This window comes from Glaciimonas sp. PAMC28666 (genome assembly GCF_016917355.1).
GTDB lineage: Bacteria > Pseudomonadota > Gammaproteobacteria > Burkholderiales > Burkholderiaceae_D > Glaciimonas.
Map to the genome: position 1 here is coordinate 2,044,152 of NZ_CP070304.1, position 22,037 is coordinate 2,066,188.

Genomic DNA, 22,037 nt, shown 5'->3' on the forward strand with positions numbered 1-22,037 from the left:
GAAATAACGATGGTGGATGTCGATCTCAACTCCTGAATGACTGGACGTAAATATTGATTATAAATATCGGTGGCCCAAGATCACGAGTTTCATTCGGAAATAAAAAAAAGTCATCGTATGAAGGAAGACTTCAGGCGATGACTCTACGTGTTGAATCCATGCGCTAACGTTCCCTGATGACGTTATGCGAAGGATGGGCCCGGGTCTGAATCGAGCAGCACGCATTTAACGGCTTAAGCCTCTAACATCATCAAACTCGCGTTACCTCCCGCTGCGGTTGTATTGACACACAAAGCACGCTCGGCGACTAATCTCCACAGTGGGATTGGCGCATATTCCGATGTTTCCAACACCGGCACCAGAGCGCCGTCGCGCGCAGCCAGTAGCGGATGCACGCGCGCGAGGTCAGCGCTGTCGACCAGAGCGAAATGCAACGCAATGGCATCCTTGTCAGAGGCATTGCTAATTGTGTTAATGGTGCGAATAGTATCCTGCACCGCTTTTGGCAAACCGCTCGGTATCAAAGCCGACGATGCGGCTTCCACGACTGGGGTGTTGCCGGTTGCCAGTACTGCAGCGAGTTGATTCAGCAACACTGGAACTGTTTGCGCACTACACAAAATTGCGCCGCGGGGGGCGAACGAAAGTGTATTCCGTTCACCCGTCGGACCAGGCAAAATCATGGACGTCCCAAGCCAGCTATGGTGAATATATTCCTGACCCAGCGTAGCGATGCGTTGATGGCCGTGGGTTTTCGCCCAGCCTAATAAAGCCTGTAACGCGGAGGTTCCTTCCTGAACAATGGCGTTGGCTTCATGAATGGTATGCGCGCCTAAATTGGCGGTGGCGTTGCGTTGTAGACGCTTCAGATACAGCGGACCGCCAGCCTTGGGACCGGTGCCGGATTTACCTTCGCCGCCAAATGGTTGAACGCCGACCACTGCACCGACAATATTCCGATTCACATAAATATTGCCGACATGCGCACGGCGTGAAATAAAATCGATTGTTTCATCAATGCGCGAATGCACCCCAAGCGTCAGTCCGTAGCCGCTCGCATTAATCGCATCAATTAGTTCCGGCAATTGTTCCCGCGCATAACGCAATACATGCAATACCGGCCCGAAAACCTCGCGTTGCAACTCGCCAAATGACCCTATTTCAATCATCGTGGGTGGTACAAAGGTGCCATGGCTATGTTCTGCAGAAAGCGGTAACTGGAAAAAATCTTTGGCAGTGATTTTCATTCGAGCAATATGCGCGAGCAATTGTTCTTGCGCCTCCGCATCAATCACCGGGCCGATGTCGGTAATCAGGCGATCAGGATTACCAATGCTGAGTTCCTGCATCGCACCCTTCAACATATGGATGGTACGGTCTGCTATGTCGTTTTGGAGGCAAAGGACCCGTAAGGCTGAGCAACGTTGTCCGGCACTATCGAAGGCAGAACTCAGTACATCCACTACCACTTGCTCGGGAAGCGCGCTGGAATCAACGATCAGCGCATTTTGACCGCCTGTTTCAGCGATGAAAGGCAGATCGATTTCTTCGTTGACCGATCGATCGGCAAGCGTACGGTTAATTAATTGCGCGACTTCGGTCGAGCCGGTAAAAATCACGCCTTTGACACGCGCGTCAGCTGTCAATCTGGCACCCACCGTATCACCGCGACCGGGTAACAATTGCAGTGCTGCACGTGGAATTCCGGCTTGATGCAGGAGTTGTACGGCGCGATTAGCGATCAATGGCGTTTGCTCAGCCGGTTTAGCGAGCACCACGTTTCCTGCCGCCAGTGAGGCACTGATTTCGCCCACAAAAATGGCCAACGGGAAGTTCCATGGACTAATACATACTACCGGGCCGAGCGCCATCGCGTTTTGCGTATGACGAACTTGTGCGGCGTAATAACGCAAAAAATCGACCGCTTCGCGTACTTCAGCAATTCCGTTTGGCAAGGACTTTCCCGCCTCGCGTATAGCCAATGCAATTAATTCAAACTGATTTTCTTCAAACAGATCGGCTGCGCGCATTAAGACTTCAGCACGATCAGCAGGCATCGTTGTTTGCCAGTCCATGACGTAGGCATTTGCCGCATGCAGTGCCGCTTCAACATCGACGGCACTGGCTTCGACGACTGTGCCGACTATATCGCGGTGGTCGGCAGGATTTAAAATATTTTCGGCGACAGCGCAAGCATCAGAATGCCCGGTGGCTAACAGCGGCATGGCTTTCCATTGCTTGTCGCGAAATTGCTGGAATACCGTATCGATATCACGCAAAACATTCTCATTACTCAGATCGACGCCAAACGAATTTTTTCTCTCCGCACCATACAGTGCGCGGGGCAACACGATGTTTGCATGCGGTTCCCCGCCTAATTTACGGGCCTCATCCAGCGGATCGGCAATCAGCATATCGATGGAAACATTTTCATCTACGATTTGATTGACAAAGGACGAGTTGGCACCATTTTCGAGCAGTCGACGTACTAGATACGCGAGTAACGTCTGATGTGATCCGACCGGCGCGTAGATCCGACACGGTTTGTTGAGATTGTCTTTGCCGACCACTTGATCGTAGAGTGTCTCTCCCATACCGTGCAGGCATTGAAACTCATAATCGGTGATGCCCTTTTCTTCGGCCCATGAATAGATTGTCGCCAAAGTGCGCGCGTTATGCGTGGCAAATTGCGGATAAAGGACATCAGTTGCAGCAAGTAATTGTTGTGCGCAGGCAAGATAGGAAACATCCGTATAAACCTTGCGGGTGTACACCGGATAGCCGGGCATGCCGTCCACTTGGGCGCGTTTTATTTCAGCGTCCCAATACGCGCCTTTCACCAATCGGACCATGAATTTTTGGCCGCTTCGGCGGGCAAGATCAGCCAGATAATCAATCACGAACGGGCAGCGTTTTTGGTAGCCTTGCACAACATACCCGATGCCCTCAAAGCCAGCAAGATCGGGATCGAAGGCTAGCGCCTCCATTAAGTCGAGAGATAATTCAAGGCGATCGGCTTCTTCAGCGTCGATATTCAAACCGATGTCGTATTGTTTCGCCAGTAAAAGTAACTGTTTCAGGCGCGGCAGCAATTCCGTTAGTGTGCGATGTTTTTGCGCACGGGAATAACGTGGATGTAACGCTGACAATTTTACGGAAATGCCCGGGCCATTCTTAATTCCCCTACCAGCAGAAGCACGTCCGATGGCATGAATCGCCGTTTCATAAGACACGTAATACGCCGCAGCGTCCTCTTCGGTCAATGCTGCCTCTCCCAACATATCGTAAGAATAGCGATAACCACGCTTTTCATTTTCGCGACTATTGACGAGTGCTTCGGCGATGGTTTGTCCAGTCACGAATTGATTACCCAACATGCGCATTGCGACATCAACGCCTTTGCGGATCAATGGTTCGCCGCCTTTGCTGATAAGCTTGGTAAGGGCGGAACCTAGTCCGCGTTCGCTATTGGTACTGACCAATTTGCCGGTAATCAGCAGGCCCCAGGTTGCGGCGTTGACAAACATTGATGGCGATTCACCCAGATGACGGCGCCAGTCGCCTTTACTGATTTTATCCGCGATCAGTCGATCGGCAGTTTGATGATCGGGAATCCGCAATAGCGCTTCGGCCAGGCACATCAGTGCCACGCCTTCTTCCGACGACAACGAAAACTCGTGCATTAATGCATCCACCCCAGATGCCCGGGTGCGTTTATCACGCACTGATTGCACCAATTTGCGTGCCAGATGACCACTCGCAACGCTTGCGTTCGCGCTATCTTCAACTTGCCCCAACAACCACTGGACTGCGAGCGATTCGTCCCTGCGATACGCAGCGGTAATGGCGGCGCGTAAAGGAGACGGGTGCCGGATCACTTCAGCCTGAAATGCCGTAAAGGGAATGGTGCCCGAAGAAGAAGTCAACGTGGATTGCGTCGGCATGGTAGTTGTCTCAAAATAGGTAAAAACACAATAAAACGAAGGGGAACAGGTAGAATTGCTGAATATTGCTTCATATTGCTCAATATTGCGTCGGGCTGCTCGATCGAATGATTGTAGGCGGCATCACGGTGGATTTATTCTGGTAATACAGGTGACTATCAAAATTTTGTTATTAATGCGAAAATTTAACCGAATAAAATTCTTCCGGAAACAAGCAAAATGCTAGATAAAATAAGCAAGAAAATTCTATCCGAATTGCAAAATGATGGCCGGATCAGCAATGTGGACTTGTCGGGGCGGGTCAACTTATCGCCAGCAGCCTGTCTGGAACGTGTGCGTAAATTGCAGGATGCCGGTTACATCATGCATTACACCGCCCAACTCAATCCTCAGTTGCTGGACGTCGCATTGTTAGTGTTCATTGAGGTGGTGTTGGACCGGACAACCCCGGAAGTGTTTGACGCCTTCAGCAAAAGCGTTCAGGTCATCCCCGAGGTGCTGGAATGTCACATGGTCGCAGGCGGCTTCGACTATCTGGTCAAGGCCCGCGTAAAAGACATGAATGCCTATCGTGAATTTTTGGGGAAATCTCTGTTGCAGCTAAAAGGCGTGCGCGAGACTCACACCTATGCGGTGATGGAAGAGGTAAAGCATACCACCCGCCTCCCTATTCGGTGAGATGGGACTGTCGCAAAGTCGCCCCAGCTGCGTTGTGCTTTCCTAGCCGTACTAGCGTACTGTCTTCGTCGGCACGCCTTGCTGGGACGACTTTGCGGCAGTCCTGAACCGTTGGTTGGTCTCGGCCTGCTAACGGCGTGGTGTTTTCTGGGCCTTACTTCGTCGTACTGTCTTCGTCGGCACGCCTTGCTGGGACGACTTTGCGGCATTCCTGAACCGTTGGTTGGTCTCGGCCTGCTAACGGCGTGGTGTTTTCTGGGCCTTACTTCGTCGTACTGTCTTCGTCGGCACGCCTTGCTGGGACGACTTTGCGGCAGTCCTGAACCGTTGGTTGGTCTCGGCCTGCTAACGGCGTGGTGTTTTCTGGGCCTTACTTCGTCGTGCTGTATTCGTCAGAACGCCTTGCTGGGACGACTTTGCGGCAGTTCTGGACTGTTGGCTTAGCATCAAACTGCTATAACGGCGTGGTGTTTTCTGGGCCTTACTTCGTCGTGCTGTCTTCGTCAGAACGCCTTTTTGGGACGACTTTGCGGCAGTCCTGAACCGTTGGTTGGTCTCGGCCTGCTAACGGCGTGGTGTTTTCTGGGCCTTACTTCGTCGTGCTGTCTTCGTCAGAACGCCTTTTTGGGACGACTTTGCGGCAGTCCTGAACTGTTGGTTTAGCATCGAACTGCTATAACGGCGTGTCGTTTTCTGGGCCTTACTTCGTCGTACTGTTTTCGTCGGCACGCCTTGCTGGGACGACGCTGCGGCAGTTCTGGACCGTTGGTTTAGCATCGAACTGCTATAACGGCGTGGTGTTTTCTGGGCCTTACTTCGTCGTACTGTTTTCGTCGGCACGCCTTGCTGGGACGACTTTGCGGCAGTCCTGAACTGTTGGTTTAGCATCGAACTGCTATAACGGCGTGGTGTTTTCTGGGCCTTACTTCGTCCTACTGTTTTTGTCGGCACGCCTTGCTGGGACGACTTTGCGGCAGTCCTGGACTGTTGGTTTAGCATCGAACTGCTATAACGGCGTGGTGTTTTCTGGGCCTTACTTCGTCGTACTGTTTTCGTCGGCACGCCTTGCCGGGACGACTTTGCGGCAGTCCTGAACTGTTGGTGGCTCTCGGACTGTTAACGGCTTGTTCCTGTTCACCTAAGCGTTCCGCTCCGGATACTGTTTTCGCCGTGAAACAGTTAGGGACACTATTCTGCTTCAGGTGCTTCCCCGGATGGCTAGTTCAAAGCCCAAATCGACTCGGGCCTTGTCTATTGGCTTGCCTTTGAGCGTTTTGAGCAATAGTTCCGCGGCGACGTAACCAATGTCATAACGCGGCGTAATGATCGTGGTGATTGCTGGAATTGACTGCGCCGCCCATGGCAAGTCATTAAAACCAATGATCGCCATTTGGGTCGGGACCTGAATGCCACGTCGTTGGCATTCGAATAGTACGCCGAGCGCCAAGTCGTCGTTACAACAGAAGACCGCGTCGCAATCGGGCCTCTGCTCGAGTATTTTGGTGAATAACTGGGCGCCAAGTTCAATCGTGGTCGGGACCGGCAACAGAATTTCGAGATTTGGATTCAGTCCGGCTTCCTTCAAACCTTTTCTAAAGCCTTCCCGCCGTTTCATCGTTCTCGGATCGAGTTGGGCCGCCATGAATGCGGGACGTCGGTAGCCGCGTTCAATAAGATGACGGGCGACACTATAGCCAGCTTTTTTTTGCGAGAAGCCGACGGTCAGATCATTGACGTTTTTGCTGAGATCGTACATCCGGACTGCCGGAATATGATTCGATGCCAGAAGTACCCGTGATGCTTCCTGTTGTTCGATACCCGTGAGCAAAAAACCGTCCGGCGCATGCGCCATATAAGTCGCTATCAGTTCGCGTTCTTTCGCTGGAGAGTAGCCGCTTTCACCGATCAGGAATTGATATCCGGCTGCTCCCAGACAATCGCGTATTCCAGAGAGCGTATCGATGAAAACGGCGTTGGTCAGCGACGGAACGATAACGCCGATAACCTGCGATTTGGAAGATGCGAGGGTGCTGGCAGCCTGATTGGGGACATATCCCAGTTTTTGGACGACTGCCGTAATGCGGTCGCGCAAATTCTGCTGTACTGATTCGGGCGATTTGAGCGACCGTGAGACTGTCATGGGACTTACGTTGGCGGCTTTAGCCACATCCGTAATCGTGACTCTGCCCGTAGCGCGCCCGCGACGTGCCGGTGGGATTTTTGTGGCCACCACAGCCTGATCCTGTTTAGGTGTTTGCGGTGTGTTCAATAGTGTATTTTTTTCGAATGCGCGTGGCATCCGAGTTGCTGGTTTTGCCATTTATGGGACTCTGCTTTTGTGATTTTACCGGCTCGTGCCAATAAAACTTTTATACTTAATGGCCGATCTTACCCGCTTTAAGGAAGATTCTACGTTCTATTTTCTCGCCAGGCATATTGCGACATGCCTATAGCTGGCGAATTAGCAATGATGAGAGTTTACCAAGTGCAAAATGTTCCTGGTGAAATATTGCAACGACATGCGCATGGTCATAATTTATGCCAAAGCTGCCTTCTGTAAAGCTAAATTGACACTCTTTAAATAAAATTATTTTTTCCTATTATTTGACAGAAAATGTTCGCACGTCCAAGATACGCCGTGCGTTGATAGCGCTACCATCGTGAGGTTAGTTCCAGATGTTGTGCCAGATTTTTCTTTTTTCGTTTGGAGCGCTACAACAGTATGAGATTATGTGAAAATAATGCCAGTCGCGCATTCATGTCAGTAAGACGCGAGCGACTGACCTTAAGGCTGGTTTAGGCGTACGCGAGTTGAAAAAAATAATTTGCGAGGAAGTTAAATGTTAGTTCAAACATTGCAGAATAATCGCGTGATATTGCAGCGCAATATTGGTGATATCACTGCGGGCAAGCGCAACGAATATATGCTCGGCGTTGATATTGGAACGACGAGCACCAAAGCCGTGCTGTTCACAATTACCGGTCAGGTAGTGAGCCAGAGCGCAGTGGAATATCCGTTATTGTCGGCGACCGCGGACATGGCGGAGCAAGATCCCGCGCAAATCTATGCTGCGGTGTTAACGACGATTGCGGAGGTCGTGAAGCAAGCCTCAGCTAGCGACAACATGTGTGCAGAGCACATTATTTTGGTGTCTTTCAGCGCTGCGATGCATAGTGTGATCGCTATCGATGAAAATGATCAGCCTCTGACCAATAGCATTACATGGGCCGATAATCGTGCTGGCGCATGGGCCAATAAAATTCGTGATGAGATGGATGGTCACGCGATCTATTTGCGTACCGGAACACCGATTCATCCGATGTCGCCGCTGTGCAAATTGATGTGGTTGCGGCATGATCAACCAGACATTTTTTCGCGTAGTGCGCGCTTCGTCGGGATCAAAGAATTTGTGTTGCATCGGATGTTCGGACAATGGGTAGTCGATCATTCCATTGCATCAGCTACCGGTATGTTCAACCTATGTGAGATGGACTGGGATGGCGCAGCGCTCGCGCTGATCGGCGTCGACCGAGCGCAACTATCGGAGCTGGTCCCGACGACCCATCAATTGGGAGAGTTATCCCCAGCGCTGGCCCGGCAGCTAGGCTTAACGATCACAACGCCGTTTATCGTCGGGGCGAATGACGGTGTGTTATCCAATCTGGGCGTGAATGCGATTGCGCCCGGACAGGTCGCGGTGACGATCGGCACCTCCGGCGCAATGCGCACGGTGGTTGACCATCCCGTGACGGACCCTGCAGGACGCACTTTTTGTTATGCATTAACCGAAAATCATTGGGTCGTTGGTGGCCCGATCAACAATGGTGGCAGTATTTTGCGATGGGTGCGTGACGAGCTGGCCACCGAAGAGGCAGCCGAAGCCTTGCGCAGTGAACGCGATCCTTACGATGCATTGATGGACATTGCGCAACAGGTGAGCGCGGGGGCCAACGGCTTATTATTTCATCCGTATCTGGCAGGCGAGCGCGCACCGTTATGGAATGCCGACGCCCGCGGTTCGTTCTTTGGGTTGGCTTTGCACCACGGGAAGCCACAGATGATCAGGGCTGCACTGGAAGGCGTTATCTTCAGTCTGTATAGCATATTGCCAGCGGTTGAGGAATTGATTGGGCCGACCAGGCGCATGATGGCGACCGGCGGCTTTGCGCGTTCTGCATTATGGCGACAAATGATGGCGGATATTTTTGATCGGGAAGTGGTGGTGCCCGAAAGCGTCGAGTCTTCCTGCCTGGGTGCTGCGGTGTTGGGCTTATACGCGCTAGGTCGTATATCCTCACTGGACGCAATTGGAGAAATGGTGGGATCGACACATCATCATCAGCCGAACCCGCAGAACGTGGCGATTTATAAAAAATTGTGGCCTATTTTTGCGGCGATTCCACAGCAGTTAACCCAGCAATACCATCAGCTGGCCGAGTTTCAACGCCAGCAATGAAGCAATAACGTAATCATGCAATAACCTGCTGATTGCGGTTTTTCGGATCGCGTAAAAGCCAATAGGAGCAAGATTTTTGGTGCGGGCCGCATGCGCAATGGCGAATGCGGCCCGACCGGTTCAGCGCGCTGATTCAATTGAACGCTTTACTCTGCGCGATGACATACTGCTTCGACGCGATTGCCTGATGGATCGATGAGGAATGCGCCGTAGTAATGGGCGTGGTAATGCGCGCGCAGGCCCGGGGCACCATCGTCAAGGCCGCCATGCATTAAACCAGCGTCGAAAAATTCGCGAACCTGCTGGCGCGACTTTGCCTTAAAGCACCAATGTCGTTTGTCATTGGTGTTTGCGTCAGGAGAAAGATATACGGCGATACAGGTATGGAAATCTTCGTCCGCATTGCAGCGTGTTCCATAACCCAGGGCATCGTCGAGATCGTATACTTTTTTGACTTCCAGGGCTGTCATGACAGCGTCGTAAAAAGGTCGCGCAGTAGCGAAGTCCAACACCGCTATCGAGACATGATCTAAAACTGACATATTCACCTCATTTGTATCAAGCTGCGCGGTATCGACGCAATATCGACGCAATATCGACATGCAACGCTGGGCAGATATCTATTTTTTCTCGACAATTTCTTGCGTGAATTTGGCGTGAGCGGTCGCAGCAAGATGGGCACGCAGCCATTTATGGGCAGGGTTGCGCACGTCGCGCTCGTGCCACAGCATATCGACGTCTACTGCCGGCGTGGCGAAAGGGAGTTCGCGCGCTACCAATACATCCGTCATACCGGTGGCGCCAATCAAATGGCGCGGCAATACAGTAATCAAATCTGAACTGGCGACGACCCGACCGGCCGTGAAAAATTGATTTACGGTGAGCAAAATTCTGCGCTTGCGATTCAGCCCTAAAAGAATCTCCTCGATCAAACCGTGCGCGCGCCCCGAAAAGCTGACGAGCAAGTGATGGGCCTCGCAATAGCCGTCCAGAGTGAGTGGTGTTTGGGTCAAAGGATGATCTTTACGCATCACACAGACGTATTCGCCGGTATAGAGGCGCTCATGGTGCACCGGGGACGCTGAAGTGGTCTGGCTGCCAGCCAACTGCGCCGTAACACCGGGGAAAAAGCCCACCGCCAGATCGACATCTCCACGTAGCAACATCTGGCGTGGATCGCGGGTGGTCAATGGCACCATTCTGATATTTAGTTGCGGCGCCTCGCGTTCGATGGTGCGCACCAGCGACGGTAGCCACAATGCCGCCGTGGCATCGGCCATTGCCATTTGAAAGGTCGTGTGTGCCCGCGAAACATCGAATGTTTCTGGTGTGATCGCGGTTTCCAGATCGGTCAACGCACGTCGCACTGATGGCCATAACTCTTCCGCGTATTGCGTCGGTTTGACTCCATGGGCAGTGCGAATCAGCAATTCGTCATTGAGCGAGTAACGCAACCGTTTCAATGCGTTTGAAACTGCTGGCTGCGTCATTGCCAGACGACTGGCGGCCCGAGTGAGATTTTGCTCGGTCATTATTGCGTCGAAGACCCGCAGTAAATTTAAATCAAGCGTGAGAAAGCTCATGTTGGGATCATGGTGAGTTATAGGGGGCAGTAATATCCGGGCAATTAACAGTAGACAAATTGTGTCTGGTTGTCGGTACTTTATAGAGCATCAATATTATTCATCGAGTGTATAACTGTTACGCAAAGAGGCCAAGGTAATTTATTTCCGACAACTAAAATGTTGCATCGCAATAAAGATAGCATAAGCAACAAAAACGTGTTTTCAAAGTCTTTAAATGCACCTATGAGGAAAACGCTTTCTTCAAGGTATTCGTAACCGACATATCAGGTATCCAAAATCACCATTGGATCGCAGGCGTCGCACATAATATACTGCATTGCACAAGATCAATATCATTAGAACGCCCTACCATGTCATTTTTCACCTCAATTTCGTCCGCCGCACTGTTGGCTTCCCCGTCAATGCAAGCTACCCGGGAGATCGCTGGCGCTGCGGTCATGCCGCTGATTGGTCTATGTGCGGTAATCGTAGTGGGCATAATCTTCAAGCCATTGTTACGTGGCATTTTTCGGGCGGGGTTATTGATGATCAATCCAAGAAAATCGTTGGAACGTCGAATTGCAGATAATAAGATAGCTGGCCGCAAAATTGCCCGTCGGATGGCGAATGATCAGGCTGGCAGCCAACCGAGTCTGGCCGCTGAGCTTCGTTTGTTGGCCAGCAGCAACTAGATAGGAGGGCATGTGCTTCGTTCTAACTATTCAAATTCAGATTCAAATCATTTAGCGCGCGCTTCGAAGCGCAATTCGCGATTTAAGTCTCGCAGTCTGGCGTCGATGTTGCCCTCGTTTATCTTATCTGGCGTTTTTATTGGTTTGATGACTGCGCTGATGCGATTGATGTGGTTTGGTGTTGAAGGCCATTTTTTTAGTACCTGGATCGAAAATTGGCTCACGTTGTGGCCAATTGCATTTCCCATCATGTACTTGTTGTATTCCCCTTTGCAAAGATTAGCTGCACGTATTTCACCGCCGCCGCAATCGATGATTTAATCGCCGCCACGTAATATTGCGTGCGATTGCGTGAGGTTTGCTACACCGAATGTCTCCTCTGCCCTCCCCGGGCAGATTTCTACCCACCGGCGCACAGCGCTCGTGGGTTTTTTTTGTCATTATGGTTGCTGTGCAGAGTACGTGCGCAGGTGCAACGATAGACTAATAAACAAATACTAAGCGACAGAAAACAAAAAGCGCAATCCGACGGCGATTGCGCTCTCTAAACTACATTTCAGCAACTGATTGAATCCAGCTCCGCATTTCGCCCATTACAGTAGGGATGCTGAGCCTTGGCTTATTCAGTTGGTAAGGCGTTTTCCCAGCGCCGCTTTGACCTCTTCCAACTCCTTTGGCAGGTGATAGTGGAGTTTCTCAAACAACTCACTATGCAGAGCGGTTTCGGCTTCCCACGCAGCTTTGTCGATCGATGTGATGCGGTCAAATTGCTGCTCGCTAAACTCCAGCCCATCCCATCGCAGATCACTGAATCGTGGTGTCGTGCCGAATAAGTGCTCCACGCCACCAGCGGTATTGTCGAGGCGATCCAGCATCCATTTCAAAACCCGCATGTTATCGCCAAAACCAGGCCAGACAAATTTGCCTTCGTCATCTGTTCTGAACCAGTTGACGCAGAATATCTTTGGAATTTCTGCTGGCGAAGCGGCGATTTTGCGGCCCATATTCAGCCAATGCTGGAAATAATCGCTCATGTTGTAGCCGATGAACGGCAACATTGCAAACGGATCACGCCGTACGACGCCTTGTTGGCCGACTGCAGCGGCGGTAGTCTCCGAGCCCATGGTCGCTGCCATATACACGCCTTCGACCCAATTCCGCGCCTCTGTAACGAGCGGTACAGTCGTGGAGCGACGACCGCCGAAGATGAATGCAGAAATCGGCACACCGGCGGGATCATCCCAGGCAGAGTCGATGACCGGATTTTGTGTCGCGGCGACGGTGAATCGCGCGTTCGGATGAGCGGCTTTGGCACCAGTCTCTTTTGCGCTAGCTGGGGTCCAGTCTTTGCCTTGCCAGTCGATAAGATGCGAAGGCGCTTCTTTGGTCAGCCCTTCCCACCAGACATCACCATCGTCCGTCAAGGCGACATTGGTGAAAATAGTATTGTCACGCATTGACGCCATGCAATTGAAATTGGTTTTTTCGTTAGTGCCGGGAGCCACGCCAAAATAACCGGCTTCGGGATTGATCGCGTACAAACGACCATCCGCACCGGGTTTGATCCAGGCGATATCGTCGCCGATGGTCGTGACTTTCCAGCCTTCGAAGCCGACCGGCGGGATCAGCATGGCGAAGTTGGTTTTGCCGCAGGCCGACGGAAATGCGGCAGCGACGTAGTGCTTTTTACCTGCCGGTGACTCAACGCCCAGGATCAGCATGTGTTCTGCCAGCCAGCCATCCTCGCGACCCATGGTCGAGGCGATGCGCAAAGCAAAACATTTTTTGCCGAGTAAAGCGTTGCCGCCATAGCCGGAACCAAACGACCAGATTTCGTGCGTTTCAGGGTAATGAACGATGTATTTGGTGGGATTACAAGGCCATGCGACGTCCTTCTGACCCGCTGCTAAGGGCGCGCCCACCGAGTGGACGCAAGGGACGAAGTCGCCATCAGTGCCCAGCACCTCGTACACCGCTTTGCCCATGCGAGTCATGATGCGCATATTGGCGGCGACGTAAGGCGAGTCCGACAGCTCAACGCCGATATGCGCGATATCAGAGCCTAGTGGACCCATTGAGAATGGCACTACGTACATGGTACGACCTTGCATACAGCCATCGAACAGGCCTGCCATGGTAATGCGCATCTCGGCCGGATCGGTCCAGTTATTGGTCGGTCCGGCATCTTCTTTCTTTGCGGAGCAGATAAATGTGCGATCTTCCACGCGCGCGACGTCTGACGGATCGGAGCAGGCCAGATAGCTATTTGGCCGTTTGGCCTGACTCAGCTTTTTCATGGTGCCGCCTGCAACCATTTCAGCACATAGATGGTCGTATTCTGCCTCCGAACCATCGCACCAGTGGATTGCATCCGGTCGCGTCAATGCTGCGATCTCGCTAACCCAGGCGATCAGTTTTTGTTGTTTAACATAGACCGGCGGATTGACGGATAAAGCACGTAAGATTTCAGCGCTATGAGGGTGATTCATAAAAGTTACCTCCGATATGGAAAAATTTGGTGTGCCGTGGCAGATCATCGACTAATCTTCGCCGAGCAGTAAATACGTACTCCGGCGCGTTCTTGCAAAGTTGACTGCCATCATTTGAAACAAAAAGAATACTTTGATCGTCGGTTTCGCCCATTTCACTTGATGGGTGAAATTTAAGTCAATAATTTTTTCGTGCTATATATCGCCGTTCAGATTGGCGCGGCCGCCATTTGATATCCTCTTACATCCAAATACCGATATGTTTATGTTATTTTTTTACGGTGCACGTCGGCAATTACTGGCAAGATGACATTGATTGTACACTCCAATTGTAGTAAAAATGACCAACCAATGTAGTAAGGTATTTCCGGGTTTCCGTATGCCGTTGCTTTATTACGAGATAGCGTATTTCGCTCCTCTCGAATCTTTACTCATGGGTAATAATATGAAAATTGCCATACTTGATGACTATCAGGATGCGGTCAGACAACTTGATAGCTTTGCATTATTGCAAGGCCACGAAGTGAAGGTATTTGCCAATTCGGCGCGCGGAAGCGGACAGCTAGCGCTTCGCCTGGCGAGCTTTGATGCGTTGGTGTTAATCCGTGAACGCACGGTGTTTTCCAAGGCACTGCTGCAGAAGCTGCCGCATTTAAAGTTGATTTCTCAGACGGGGAAAGTAAGTGGTCACATCGACGTTGAGGCAGCCACAGCCAATGGCATTGTCATCGTGGAGGGTTCGGGTGACCCAACGGCACCCGCCGAGCTAACGTGGGCACTGATCATGGCGGCGGCTCGTCGGATACCACAATACGTGCATAATTTACAACAAGGACTGTGGCAGATGGCATCCTCCGAACCGCAATACAACGGTCTGGGTGTGGCCTTAAAAGGGCGAACTTTGGGCGTGTGGGGTTACGGAAAAATTGGTCGCATGGTAGCGGGGTACGGCAAAGCGTTCGGCATGCGGGTGATAATCTGGGGTCGGGACGCCAGTCGTGCCGCAGCAGTGGAAGATGGCTATCTGGCAGCGTCCTCCAAGGAGCAGTTTTTTGCTGAAGCCGATGTTTTGTCGCTTCACTTACGCTTAAATGATGCGACCAGAGAAATAGTTACAGCGGAAGATTTAGCCAGGATGAAACCGACCGCCATCTTTGTTAACACCAGTCGGGCCGAACTGGTAGCGGCCGATGCGCTGTTACACGGATTGCGGGAAGGCCGTCCCGGTTGCGCGGCGCTGGATGTGTTCGAGTCCGAACCGTTGAAGCCGGATAACCCCTTGTTAAAAATGGACAACGTCGTGGCGACGCCGCATTTGGGTTATGTAGAAAAAGATGGCTACGAATTGTATTTCCGCACCGCCTTCCAGAATGTGGTGGACTTCGCTAACGGAACGCCAAAAAATGTATTGAACCCGGATGCGTTGACGAAACGTCCCTTTGGTAATGGATAACCGCGAGATGTCTTAAGGTTCTAAAAAGTCTGAAAAATGCGCACAGATGGGATCAAGCGACCCTAAGCGTCATTAAGTCTCAATAAGTGTCAATAAGTGTCAATAAAGCGGCGGTAAAAGAAGACAAAAGAAGATAAATATCTCGGATAACGCCGATGTAAATTAGCGTGACAGTATCGTTTGATGGTATGGGGAATTGGCGCCGTGCCACAAGCGCGCCCACCCTGGCGGCCACGGTAAAGGTGGCCCGCTATACTCCGGCACGCCGCTCCGAACAGGTATCACAGGAAGGCTGCCGGGCATACGCGCAGCCTTGGCTGCGTGGCCTCCTGCGCCATTGACATCCCACGCAAGACTAAACGCATAATCCGGCAATAAAGCTTCACAGATGTTGGCAAACCAAAGTGTGTGTTCTTCGTCTTCTCCCAACGCTTGCGCAAAACCCTGAGGATCGAATTGGGCCAGCGCGCTGGCTAGCTCGCTGGCTGAGGCACCAGGATTGTCGCCCCAGCCCAGAATCGGATTGAAGTTGTAATCGGCACCCGAGCCGTACCAGCCTTCGCGTCGAGGCCGCTCCAGCCAATCGTGTCGACCACAAAACAAATGCCAGCGCCAATGCATCCCCGAGGGCTTAGGCCAACTGTATAAATATAAACGTTGATAGCCTGCTTTGTGCAACTCGCGCAGCATTGCCATCAGGCGCGCATGCGGCATGCGATCCGGCGGGGCATGACGGAATAATATCGGTTCGCCATCCGCATGCTGTATTTCGTCGGATGACAAGTTCAGGTCAAGCGTGCGGATTTCACTGCCAAAGCGCGCAGATATCCATCCAGTTAACAAATTAACCGTGACGATGACGCCATAACCACGATAGCGGTGAAAAATGACAGTGCCGGGAGCAATAGGTTTCATGAACTAAATTGCATTACTGAAAGTCAAAAGGAAATGTATTGGGAATGTCTTCTAAAAATTTTAGCAAAAGGGCCGGCAATTAAAAAGCTTCCATCAGTATAATCAAATCACCCACAAGGCAGAAAGGACTCGCCACATGACGCCACGTCCGCATCAATCCATCGATCAACGATCGAGCCCAAACGGTACGCCAGCCCAAAACCAACCCGATCGTCCGCCGGTTCAACGATCCGCCCCATCCTCAGGGCAAACATCGGGTAATCCAACGGAACGGGACAATCATCAAGACGCCGATCAATCCCTCCAGCTTAGCCGCTCTTGCGACTCTGGCGCAACCCCCGGCACTGACATAATTCCCTTAGCCGCCGTTGCATCATCACCGCCGTCATACCGCCTGAACCGTCGCGATCTGCTATTGCTTGCAGGAGCCGGCGTTGCTGTGTTGAGTATGCCGCGTTGGTTACAACCAGCCCTGGCCCAGGCCACGACGACGACTATCACCAAAACGCCAGATCCGAAAAGGCAGCAGCAGGCCGATTTTCTTGCCTTATCTACATTACTGACTTCCAACATACAACGTAATGCGACGATGAGCGCCCGGCTTTATGCCGCGCTCAGTGCGCAAGTGATTGAGTTCGAAAAGCAGTCCGCTGACTTATGGCAATTTGTGCAGACGCAGCAGGTCAAAGATGTCGATGCGTTGGTTGCGGCAGTTGCCACCAATGCCGACCTGACGAAAGTGTTACATCAAATTGTCGGCGCCTGGTATCTGGGTGTCGTCGGCAGCGGCCCGCAGGCCAAAGTGATTGCCTTTAATCAAGCTCTGATGTTTGATGCGGTGCGCGATGCCGTGGTAGTACCGACGTATTGTCGCGCGGCACCCGGTTATTGGACGACGCAACCTGCAGTCTTGAAAGCGAGGGTTTGACGATGGCTGATAACCTGTCTGCAGATGTGGTGGTTGTGGGTTCCGGCGTTGCTGGTGCGCTCGTCGCGCACCAACTGGCGAAGGCTGGTATCTCGGTGCTAGTGCTGGAAGCCGGGCCGCGCCTGGAGCGCTGGCGGATTGTGGAAAACTATCGCAATACGGCCAGCAAAGACGATTTTATATCGCCGTATCCGTCCACCAAATATGCACCGCACCCGGAATATTCGCCAGAAAACAATTACTTGATTCTTAAGGGTGAGCATAAATACAATTCACAATATATCCGCGCTGTCGGCGGCACCACCTGGCATTGGGCAGCTGCGGCGTGGCGGTTTCTGCCTAACGATTTCAAGATAAAAGATTTATATGGCGTGGGCCGCAACTGGCCGATCAGTTATGACGAACTGGAGCCTTATTATTATCGTGCGGAGGTCGAGTTGGGTGTTTCCGGTCCCAATGATGGGACCGATTTGGGTTCGCCGCGCAAACAACCCTATCCGATGGACCATTTGCCCTTATCCTGGAACGATCAGCGCTTCAGCGCCGTGGTGAATGCCAATGGCCATAAAGTGGTGTCCGAGCCGGTGGCGCGTAACAGCCGCGCATACGATGCCCGTCCGAATTGTTGCGGCAATAATAATTGCATGCCAATTTGCCCGATTGCCGCGATGTACGGCGGCATTATTCACGTCGAGAAAGCCGAGCAAGCCGGTGCCAGAGTCCTGCCTAACGCTGTGGTTTATCGCATCGAAGTCGATAGCAAGGATCGTGTCACTGCGGTGCATTACAAAGACCCCGACGGCAGCACCTTCCGGGTAACCGGAAAATATTTTGTGCTGGCAGCAAACGGGATCGAAATTCCGAAGCTCATGCTGATCTCTACCGATGACAAGCATCCGAACGGGATTGGAAACAGTTCCGATCAGGTCGGTCGCAACCTGATGGACCACCCTGGCACCGGCGTCACGTTTCTTGCCAATGAAGATATGTGGCCAGGACGTGGACCGATTGAGATGACGTCAATTGTAGATATGCGGGATGGCGCTTTCCGGTCCGAATATGCCGGTAAAAAACTTCATCTCAACAACATGGCACAGACTAATCATGCAGCCCTGGCGGCGTTGCAACAAGGATTGGTCGGCACCAAGCTGGACGCAGAAATTCGCCGGCGGGCGGCACGAACCGTTAATCTCAACAGCTTTCACGATATTTTGCCAAATCCGGACAATCGCATCCGTGCCAGCACAGAAAAACGCGATGCACTGGGAATTCCGCAGCCAGAGATTACCTATGCAATCGATGATTATGTAAAAAGAAGTGCGGTCCTGACCCACGAAACCTATGCCAGTATCGCCGCGATGTTTGGTGGCACCGAAGTCAAATTCGAAGATGATTTCGCCCCAAATAATCACATCATGGGTGCAACGATTATGGGTGGCGATCCGCGCGACTCGGTGGTTGACGCCCATTGCCGTTCGCACGATCACGAAAATTTATTCATCGCCAGCAGCGCCGTAATGCCAGTCGCAGGGACCGTCAATTGCACGTTGACGTTAGCCGCGCTATCGTTGCGCATTGCCGACACCTTGAGGACAGTGCTATGAAGACCGCTCCTTATTTCAAATCGTTGTTATCTCCGCTATCGGTGGCCGTCCTCGCCATCGTTTTACTCTCCGCCAGCGCCTGCGCCACTGCCGCGACAGTGGTAGCGGTGCCGCAGGTCGCGTCCGATGTCGTTGTATCAGACCCTGCGAAGGTAAATGTCGCGGGCACCAGTGCCGATCAGATCAAGCGTGGCGAATACCTGACTTTGGCCGCTGATTGTATCGCCTGCCATACCGTCGACAAGGCCAAGCCGTTTGCCGGCGGCTACCCGCTGGCGACGCCGTTTGGGACCATTTATGGACCCAACATCACGCCTGATAAAGAGACCGGCATTGGCACCTGGACCGATGAAGACTTCATCCGTGCCTTGCATCTCGGCATCGGCAAACAGGGCGAACACTTATACCCGGCCTTCCCCTACACCGCGTTTACCAAACTGTCACGCGATGATGTGCTGGCGATCAAGGCATACCTGTTCAGTTTGCCAGCAATCAACCAAAAGACGCCCGCCAATGCGTTGCCGTTCCCCCTCAACCAGCGCATCTTGCTGGCTGGTTGGAATTTATTTAATTTCACGCCAGGACGGTGGCAACCGGATTCCACTCAAAGCGTCGAATGGAATCGCGGCGCCTATTTAGTCGAGGGATTAGCGCACTGCCAGGAGTGCCATACCCCGCGCAATCTTACTATGGGTATCGATAAAAAGCTGGCCTTTAGCGGCGCGCAGCTGGGGGGCTGGACGGCCTATAACATTACCCCCGACGCGATCAGTGGGGTTGGCGGCTGGAAAGATGGAGAGCTGGTCCAATATCTGCAGACCGGCGTGGTACCGGATAAAGCCTCCGCTGGTGGTGGCATGGCGGAGGCGATCGAGCATAGTCTGCAATATCTGACCGATGCGGATGTGAAGTCGATTGTGACCTATTTGCGTAGCGTACCGGCCATCCATAATGAAGGCGATCTGAAGCCGCGTTACGCTTGGGGGACGGCATCCCAGGACGATGCTGCCTTACGTGGTGTTGCGCCGGTATCGAATAGCGTTATCGCTTCCGGCGGAGCAGAGCTGTTTAGCGGTAATTGTGCAACCTGCCACTCCGCCAGCGGTTCCGGAGTAGTAGGTGGTTACTATCCGTCTTTGTTTCACAATACGGTGGTGGGCGCGCATGATCCGAGTAATCTATTGATGGTGATCCTTAATGGTATCGATCGCCATGGTAAGAGCGATGAGGCTTTCATGCCGGGATTTGCTCCGCATCTGAGTGACGTCCAGATTGCCTCATTAAGCAATTACGTTCTGAAGCAATACGGCAATCCCGATGCGGCATCGGTTACTCCCGACCAGGTAAAAATACAGCGCCAGGGTGGTCCCGCTTCACCGATAATAGGGTTGTTGCCGTGGGGAATGGGCCTCGGCGGGCTCATACTTCTGTGTTTGATTTATTTGTTTTCGCGGCGCGGTGGACGGCGAGCCGGTCGGCGTGAAGTGCATTCTGATCACAACCATACTGAACCTAATCAACCTAATCAACCTAATCAACCTGTTCGGCCACCAAAAAAAGGAAATTAATTCGTATGGCACTCCGCATCATCGCCACTGGCGGCACATTTGATAAGCATTATGATGAAATCGCTGGCAAATTGATTTTTGCTGCCAGCCATTTACCTGAGGCGATCGCGCGCGCGCGCATCACTGCCGCATTGGAACTCGAGGAGTTACCACTGCTGGATTCACTCGACATGCAAGACATCGACCGCCGCCGCGTGTTGGCGTCCTGCACCAGCGCAGAGGAAGAGGCGATAGTGATTATTCACGGCACCGATACCATGCAGGATACTGCGGCGGTGTTGGGCGCGGCTAATCTTGCTAAAGCGATAGTGGTAACGGGCGCGATGATCCCGTACGAAATCGCCAATTCAGATGCATTGTTTAATCTGGGATTCGCTTGTGGCGTTGCACAGTTTTTGCCGCATGGCGTCTATGTTGCGATGAACGGAAAAGTATTCGGCTGGGATAAAGTACAAAAGAATCGGGTTGCAGGGGTTTTCGAATCGATTTGACGTTATTGGTACCCTTCCCTGCGGATACCCTTTCATTGCGTTCACGAGAGAGGAGCTTATGCTCCTCTCTCGTTTTTGTACGGACCGCTATCAAGGTGACTTCAGGTCACTGATGGGGCTTAAAAGCGGTGCTGAATACCACCAATGACGCCCGTCTGGCTATTGCCAAAACCGGTGTCATCACGTGAAACCCCGACCAGTTGATTATTTTTGGCTTTGGCGTATGCCGCGCTCAGGTACAAATCCGTCCGTTTGGACAATGCATATTTAGCGCGCGCCGAAACCATAATCGGATCGGCATCCTTGCCATTCGGCACATTTTTGATGTCTTGATAGTAGACCTGTCCAATCAGCGTCCATAGCGGTGTCACGCGATAGCTGGCACCGCCCCAAAACATGTCGCTACGCAAATCCGCGGCGTGGCTAGCGAGTGTTTTTTTATAGTTCCGATAGCCAAGGTTGAATTTCCAATTTTCACTCATCTGATATAAACCGGCCAGGTGGATGCTTGTGGCTTTGTCATAGTCATTTCTGAAGGCTGGAACGGCCGCGCCATTCGAGCGATCAAAGGCAGCTGCCAGACTGACCGGGCCAATCACATAGCCAGCGCCAAGCGCATATTTAGCGCTATCGCTCGTGTTCCCTGCGACCTCTCCGAAGCCGTAAGTTGCGCCCAATTTTACGCCACCGAAGGTACCCTGGTATTTGATGATATTCGGTGCATTGGTAATCATGCCGTCCTTGCGTCCACCGGTCGCATTGCCGGAAGTTACCCAAGAATATTGGCCGGAATATCCCATTAAATCAAACGGCAAAATAAAATCGTAGGTGGTGGTGTAAGAGCGCCCGGCCACAATTCGGCCAAATGGACCTTCCAGACCAACGTTGGCTTGCCGACCGAATAGCACCCCCGCACTATCGAATTCACCGGTATCAACTTTAAAGCCGCTTTCTAGCTGGAAAATGGCTTTCAGACCGCCGCCAAGATCTTCAGCGCCACGAAATCCGAAGCGCGAGGTGTTCATTGCGCCAGAGCTCAGGCGCACGACACCGTCCTTTTTTGCATTGGCATTATTGGTATATTCCACGCCAGTATCGATCAGGCCGTACACGGTCACGTTGCTCTGCGCGTAAGCAGCGACAGCACAGGTATTCAACACAACTGCAGCAAATAACTTTCTTTTCATTTCATCTTCCTCTAGTGGTTTAATAAAATTTCTTGCCATCTGCGGTGGCAATCATGGGACAGCGTT

General features: G+C 52.1%; 17 protein-coding genes. 10 read left to right on the plus strand and 7 right to left on the minus strand.

From position 1 onward, the window contains the following. Window positions 1–233 precede the first annotated feature (233 nt). Window positions 234–3,944, minus strand: a complete 3,711-nt coding sequence (gene putA, locus JQN73_RS08655) for a trifunctional transcriptional regulator/proline dehydrogenase/L-glutamate gamma-semialdehyde dehydrogenase (RefSeq protein WP_205322661.1) — start codon at window positions 3,942–3,944, stop codon at window positions 234–236. A gap of 219 nt (window positions 3,945–4,163) precedes the next feature. Here putA and JQN73_RS08660 point away from each other — a divergent pair, with 219 nt between their 5' ends. Both JQN73_RS08660 and JQN73_RS08665 read left to right on the plus strand, forming a co-directional pair. Beyond that, the gene (locus JQN73_RS08660; protein ID WP_168056149.1) at window positions 4,164–4,622 is read left to right on the plus strand and encodes an Lrp/AsnC ligand binding domain-containing protein; all 459 of its coding nucleotides are present in this window, start codon (window positions 4,164–4,166) and stop codon (window positions 4,620–4,622) included. Between the two features lie 78 nt (window positions 4,623–4,700). Next, complete coding sequence (locus JQN73_RS08665) at window positions 4,701–5,066, plus strand: hypothetical protein (protein ID WP_205322662.1); 366 nt, start codon at window positions 4,701–4,703, stop codon at window positions 5,064–5,066. Window positions 5,067–5,820: 754 nt separating this feature from the next. Here JQN73_RS08665 and JQN73_RS08670 read toward each other — a convergent pair. Then, window positions 5,821–6,942, minus strand: coding sequence for a LacI family DNA-binding transcriptional regulator (locus JQN73_RS08670; RefSeq protein WP_240162482.1), 1,122 nt, complete (start codon window positions 6,940–6,942; stop codon window positions 5,821–5,823). A gap of 604 nt (window positions 6,943–7,546) precedes the next feature. Between JQN73_RS08670 and gntK the strand changes: the two genes are divergently transcribed. Beyond that, the gene (gene gntK, locus JQN73_RS08675) at window positions 7,547–9,079 is read left to right on the plus strand and encodes a gluconokinase (protein WP_205323275.1); all 1,533 of its coding nucleotides are present in this window, start codon (window positions 7,547–7,549) and stop codon (window positions 9,077–9,079) included. A 146-nt stretch (window positions 9,080–9,225) separates the two neighbouring features. On the opposite strand, the gene JQN73_RS08680 is transcribed toward gntK, so the two are convergent. Then, window positions 9,226–9,621 (minus strand): VOC family protein, encoded by a 396-nt coding sequence (locus tag JQN73_RS08680; protein ID WP_205322663.1) that lies wholly within the window; start codon window positions 9,619–9,621, stop codon window positions 9,226–9,228. Between the two features lie 78 nt (window positions 9,622–9,699). After that, window positions 9,700–10,662, minus strand: a complete 963-nt coding sequence (locus JQN73_RS08685) for a LysR family transcriptional regulator (protein ID WP_205322664.1) — start codon at window positions 10,660–10,662, stop codon at window positions 9,700–9,702. A 353-nt stretch (window positions 10,663–11,015) separates the two neighbouring features. On the opposite strand from JQN73_RS08685, the gene JQN73_RS08690 reads away from it, so the two are divergent. Both JQN73_RS08690 and JQN73_RS08695 read left to right on the plus strand, forming a co-directional pair. Further along, the gene (locus JQN73_RS08690) at window positions 11,016–11,336 is read left to right on the plus strand and encodes a hypothetical protein (protein ID WP_205322665.1); all 321 of its coding nucleotides are present in this window, start codon (window positions 11,016–11,018) and stop codon (window positions 11,334–11,336) included. A gap of 12 nt (window positions 11,337–11,348) precedes the next feature. Next, window positions 11,349–11,657 (plus strand): DUF2798 domain-containing protein, encoded by a 309-nt coding sequence (locus JQN73_RS08695; RefSeq protein WP_205322666.1) that lies wholly within the window; start codon window positions 11,349–11,351, stop codon window positions 11,655–11,657. A 302-nt stretch (window positions 11,658–11,959) separates the two neighbouring features. On the opposite strand, the gene JQN73_RS08700 is transcribed toward JQN73_RS08695, so the two are convergent. After that, window positions 11,960–13,825, minus strand: a complete 1,866-nt coding sequence (locus JQN73_RS08700) for a phosphoenolpyruvate carboxykinase (GTP) (protein WP_205322667.1) — start codon at window positions 13,823–13,825, stop codon at window positions 11,960–11,962. Window positions 13,826–14,270: 445 nt separating this feature from the next. Here JQN73_RS08700 and JQN73_RS08705 point away from each other — a divergent pair, with 445 nt between their 5' ends. Then, entirely contained in the window at window positions 14,271–15,278 is a 1,008-nt protein-coding gene (locus JQN73_RS08705) for a D-2-hydroxyacid dehydrogenase family protein (RefSeq protein ID WP_205322668.1), read from the plus strand. A 162-nt stretch (window positions 15,279–15,440) separates the two neighbouring features. On the opposite strand, the gene JQN73_RS08710 is transcribed toward JQN73_RS08705, so the two are convergent. After that, window positions 15,441–16,193 (minus strand): L-asparaginase, encoded by a 753-nt coding sequence (locus JQN73_RS08710; RefSeq protein ID WP_205322669.1) that lies wholly within the window; start codon window positions 16,191–16,193, stop codon window positions 15,441–15,443. 136 nt (window positions 16,194–16,329) lie between these two features. Here JQN73_RS08710 and JQN73_RS08715 point away from each other — a divergent pair, with 136 nt between their 5' ends. Genes JQN73_RS08715 through JQN73_RS08730 form a run of 4 tightly spaced genes read left to right on the plus strand, consistent with a single transcriptional unit; the run spans window position 16,330 to window position 20,784 of the window. Beyond that, window positions 16,330–17,121 carry a sugar dehydrogenase complex small subunit gene (locus tag JQN73_RS08715; protein WP_205322670.1) on the plus strand — a complete coding sequence of 264 codons (792 nt, stop codon included), beginning with the start codon at window positions 16,330–16,332 and terminating at the stop codon, window positions 17,119–17,121. Window positions 17,122–17,123: 2 nt separating this feature from the next. Continuing rightward, complete coding sequence (locus tag JQN73_RS08720) at window positions 17,124–18,725, plus strand: GMC family oxidoreductase (protein ID WP_205322671.1); 1,602 nt, start codon at window positions 17,124–17,126, stop codon at window positions 18,723–18,725. Next, a complete protein-coding gene (locus JQN73_RS08725) occupies window positions 18,722–20,293 on the plus strand; it encodes a cytochrome c (protein ID WP_205322672.1) in 1,572 nt (523 codons plus the stop codon). Before JQN73_RS08720 ends, JQN73_RS08725 begins: the two co-directional genes overlap by 4 nt. Window positions 20,294–20,298: 5 nt before the next feature. Next, window positions 20,299–20,784, plus strand: a complete 486-nt coding sequence (locus JQN73_RS08730; protein ID WP_205322673.1) for an asparaginase domain-containing protein — start codon at window positions 20,299–20,301, stop codon at window positions 20,782–20,784. 119 nt (window positions 20,785–20,903) lie between these two features. Here the strand turns inward: JQN73_RS08730 and JQN73_RS08735 are convergent, their stop codons facing one another. Then, window positions 20,904–21,971, minus strand: coding sequence for a porin (locus tag JQN73_RS08735; RefSeq protein ID WP_205322674.1), 1,068 nt, complete (start codon window positions 21,969–21,971; stop codon window positions 20,904–20,906). Window positions 21,972–22,037: the final 66 nt, after the last annotated feature.

Excerpts from the sequence above, each read along its gene's own strand:
- putA (WP_205322661.1), bottom strand. The coding sequence starts at position 3,944 with ATGCCGACGCAATCCACGTTGACTTCTTCTTCGGGCACCATTCCCTTT.
- JQN73_RS08660 (WP_168056149.1), top strand. The coding sequence starts at position 4,164 with ATGCTAGATAAAATAAGCAAGAAAATTCTATCCGAATTGCAAAATGAT.
- JQN73_RS08670 (WP_240162482.1), bottom strand. The coding sequence starts at position 6,942 with ATGGCAAAACCAGCAACTCGGATGCCACGCGCATTCGAAAAAAATACA.
- gntK (WP_205323275.1), top strand. The coding sequence starts at position 7,547 with ATGCTCGGCGTTGATATTGGAACGACGAGCACCAAAGCCGTGCTGTTC.
- JQN73_RS08680 (WP_205322663.1), bottom strand. The coding sequence starts at position 9,621 with ATGTCAGTTTTAGATCATGTCTCGATAGCGGTGTTGGACTTCGCTACT.
- JQN73_RS08685 (WP_205322664.1), bottom strand. The coding sequence starts at position 10,662 with ATGAGCTTTCTCACGCTTGATTTAAATTTACTGCGGGTCTTCGACGCA.
- JQN73_RS08690 (WP_205322665.1), top strand. The coding sequence starts at position 11,016 with ATGTCATTTTTCACCTCAATTTCGTCCGCCGCACTGTTGGCTTCCCCG.
- JQN73_RS08700 (WP_205322667.1), bottom strand. The coding sequence starts at position 13,825 with ATGAATCACCCTCATAGCGCTGAAATCTTACGTGCTTTATCCGTCAAT.
- JQN73_RS08705 (WP_205322668.1), top strand. The coding sequence starts at position 14,271 with ATGAAAATTGCCATACTTGATGACTATCAGGATGCGGTCAGACAACTT.
- JQN73_RS08710 (WP_205322669.1), bottom strand. The coding sequence starts at position 16,193 with ATGAAACCTATTGCTCCCGGCACTGTCATTTTTCACCGCTATCGTGGT.
- JQN73_RS08715 (WP_205322670.1), top strand. The coding sequence starts at position 16,330 with ATGACGCCACGTCCGCATCAATCCATCGATCAACGATCGAGCCCAAAC.
- JQN73_RS08720 (WP_205322671.1), top strand. The coding sequence starts at position 17,124 with ATGGCTGATAACCTGTCTGCAGATGTGGTGGTTGTGGGTTCCGGCGTT.
- JQN73_RS08725 (WP_205322672.1), top strand. The coding sequence starts at position 18,722 with ATGAAGACCGCTCCTTATTTCAAATCGTTGTTATCTCCGCTATCGGTG.
- JQN73_RS08730 (WP_205322673.1), top strand. The coding sequence starts at position 20,299 with ATGGCACTCCGCATCATCGCCACTGGCGGCACATTTGATAAGCATTAT.
- JQN73_RS08735 (WP_205322674.1), bottom strand. The coding sequence starts at position 21,971 with ATGAAAAGAAAGTTATTTGCTGCAGTTGTGTTGAATACCTGTGCTGTC.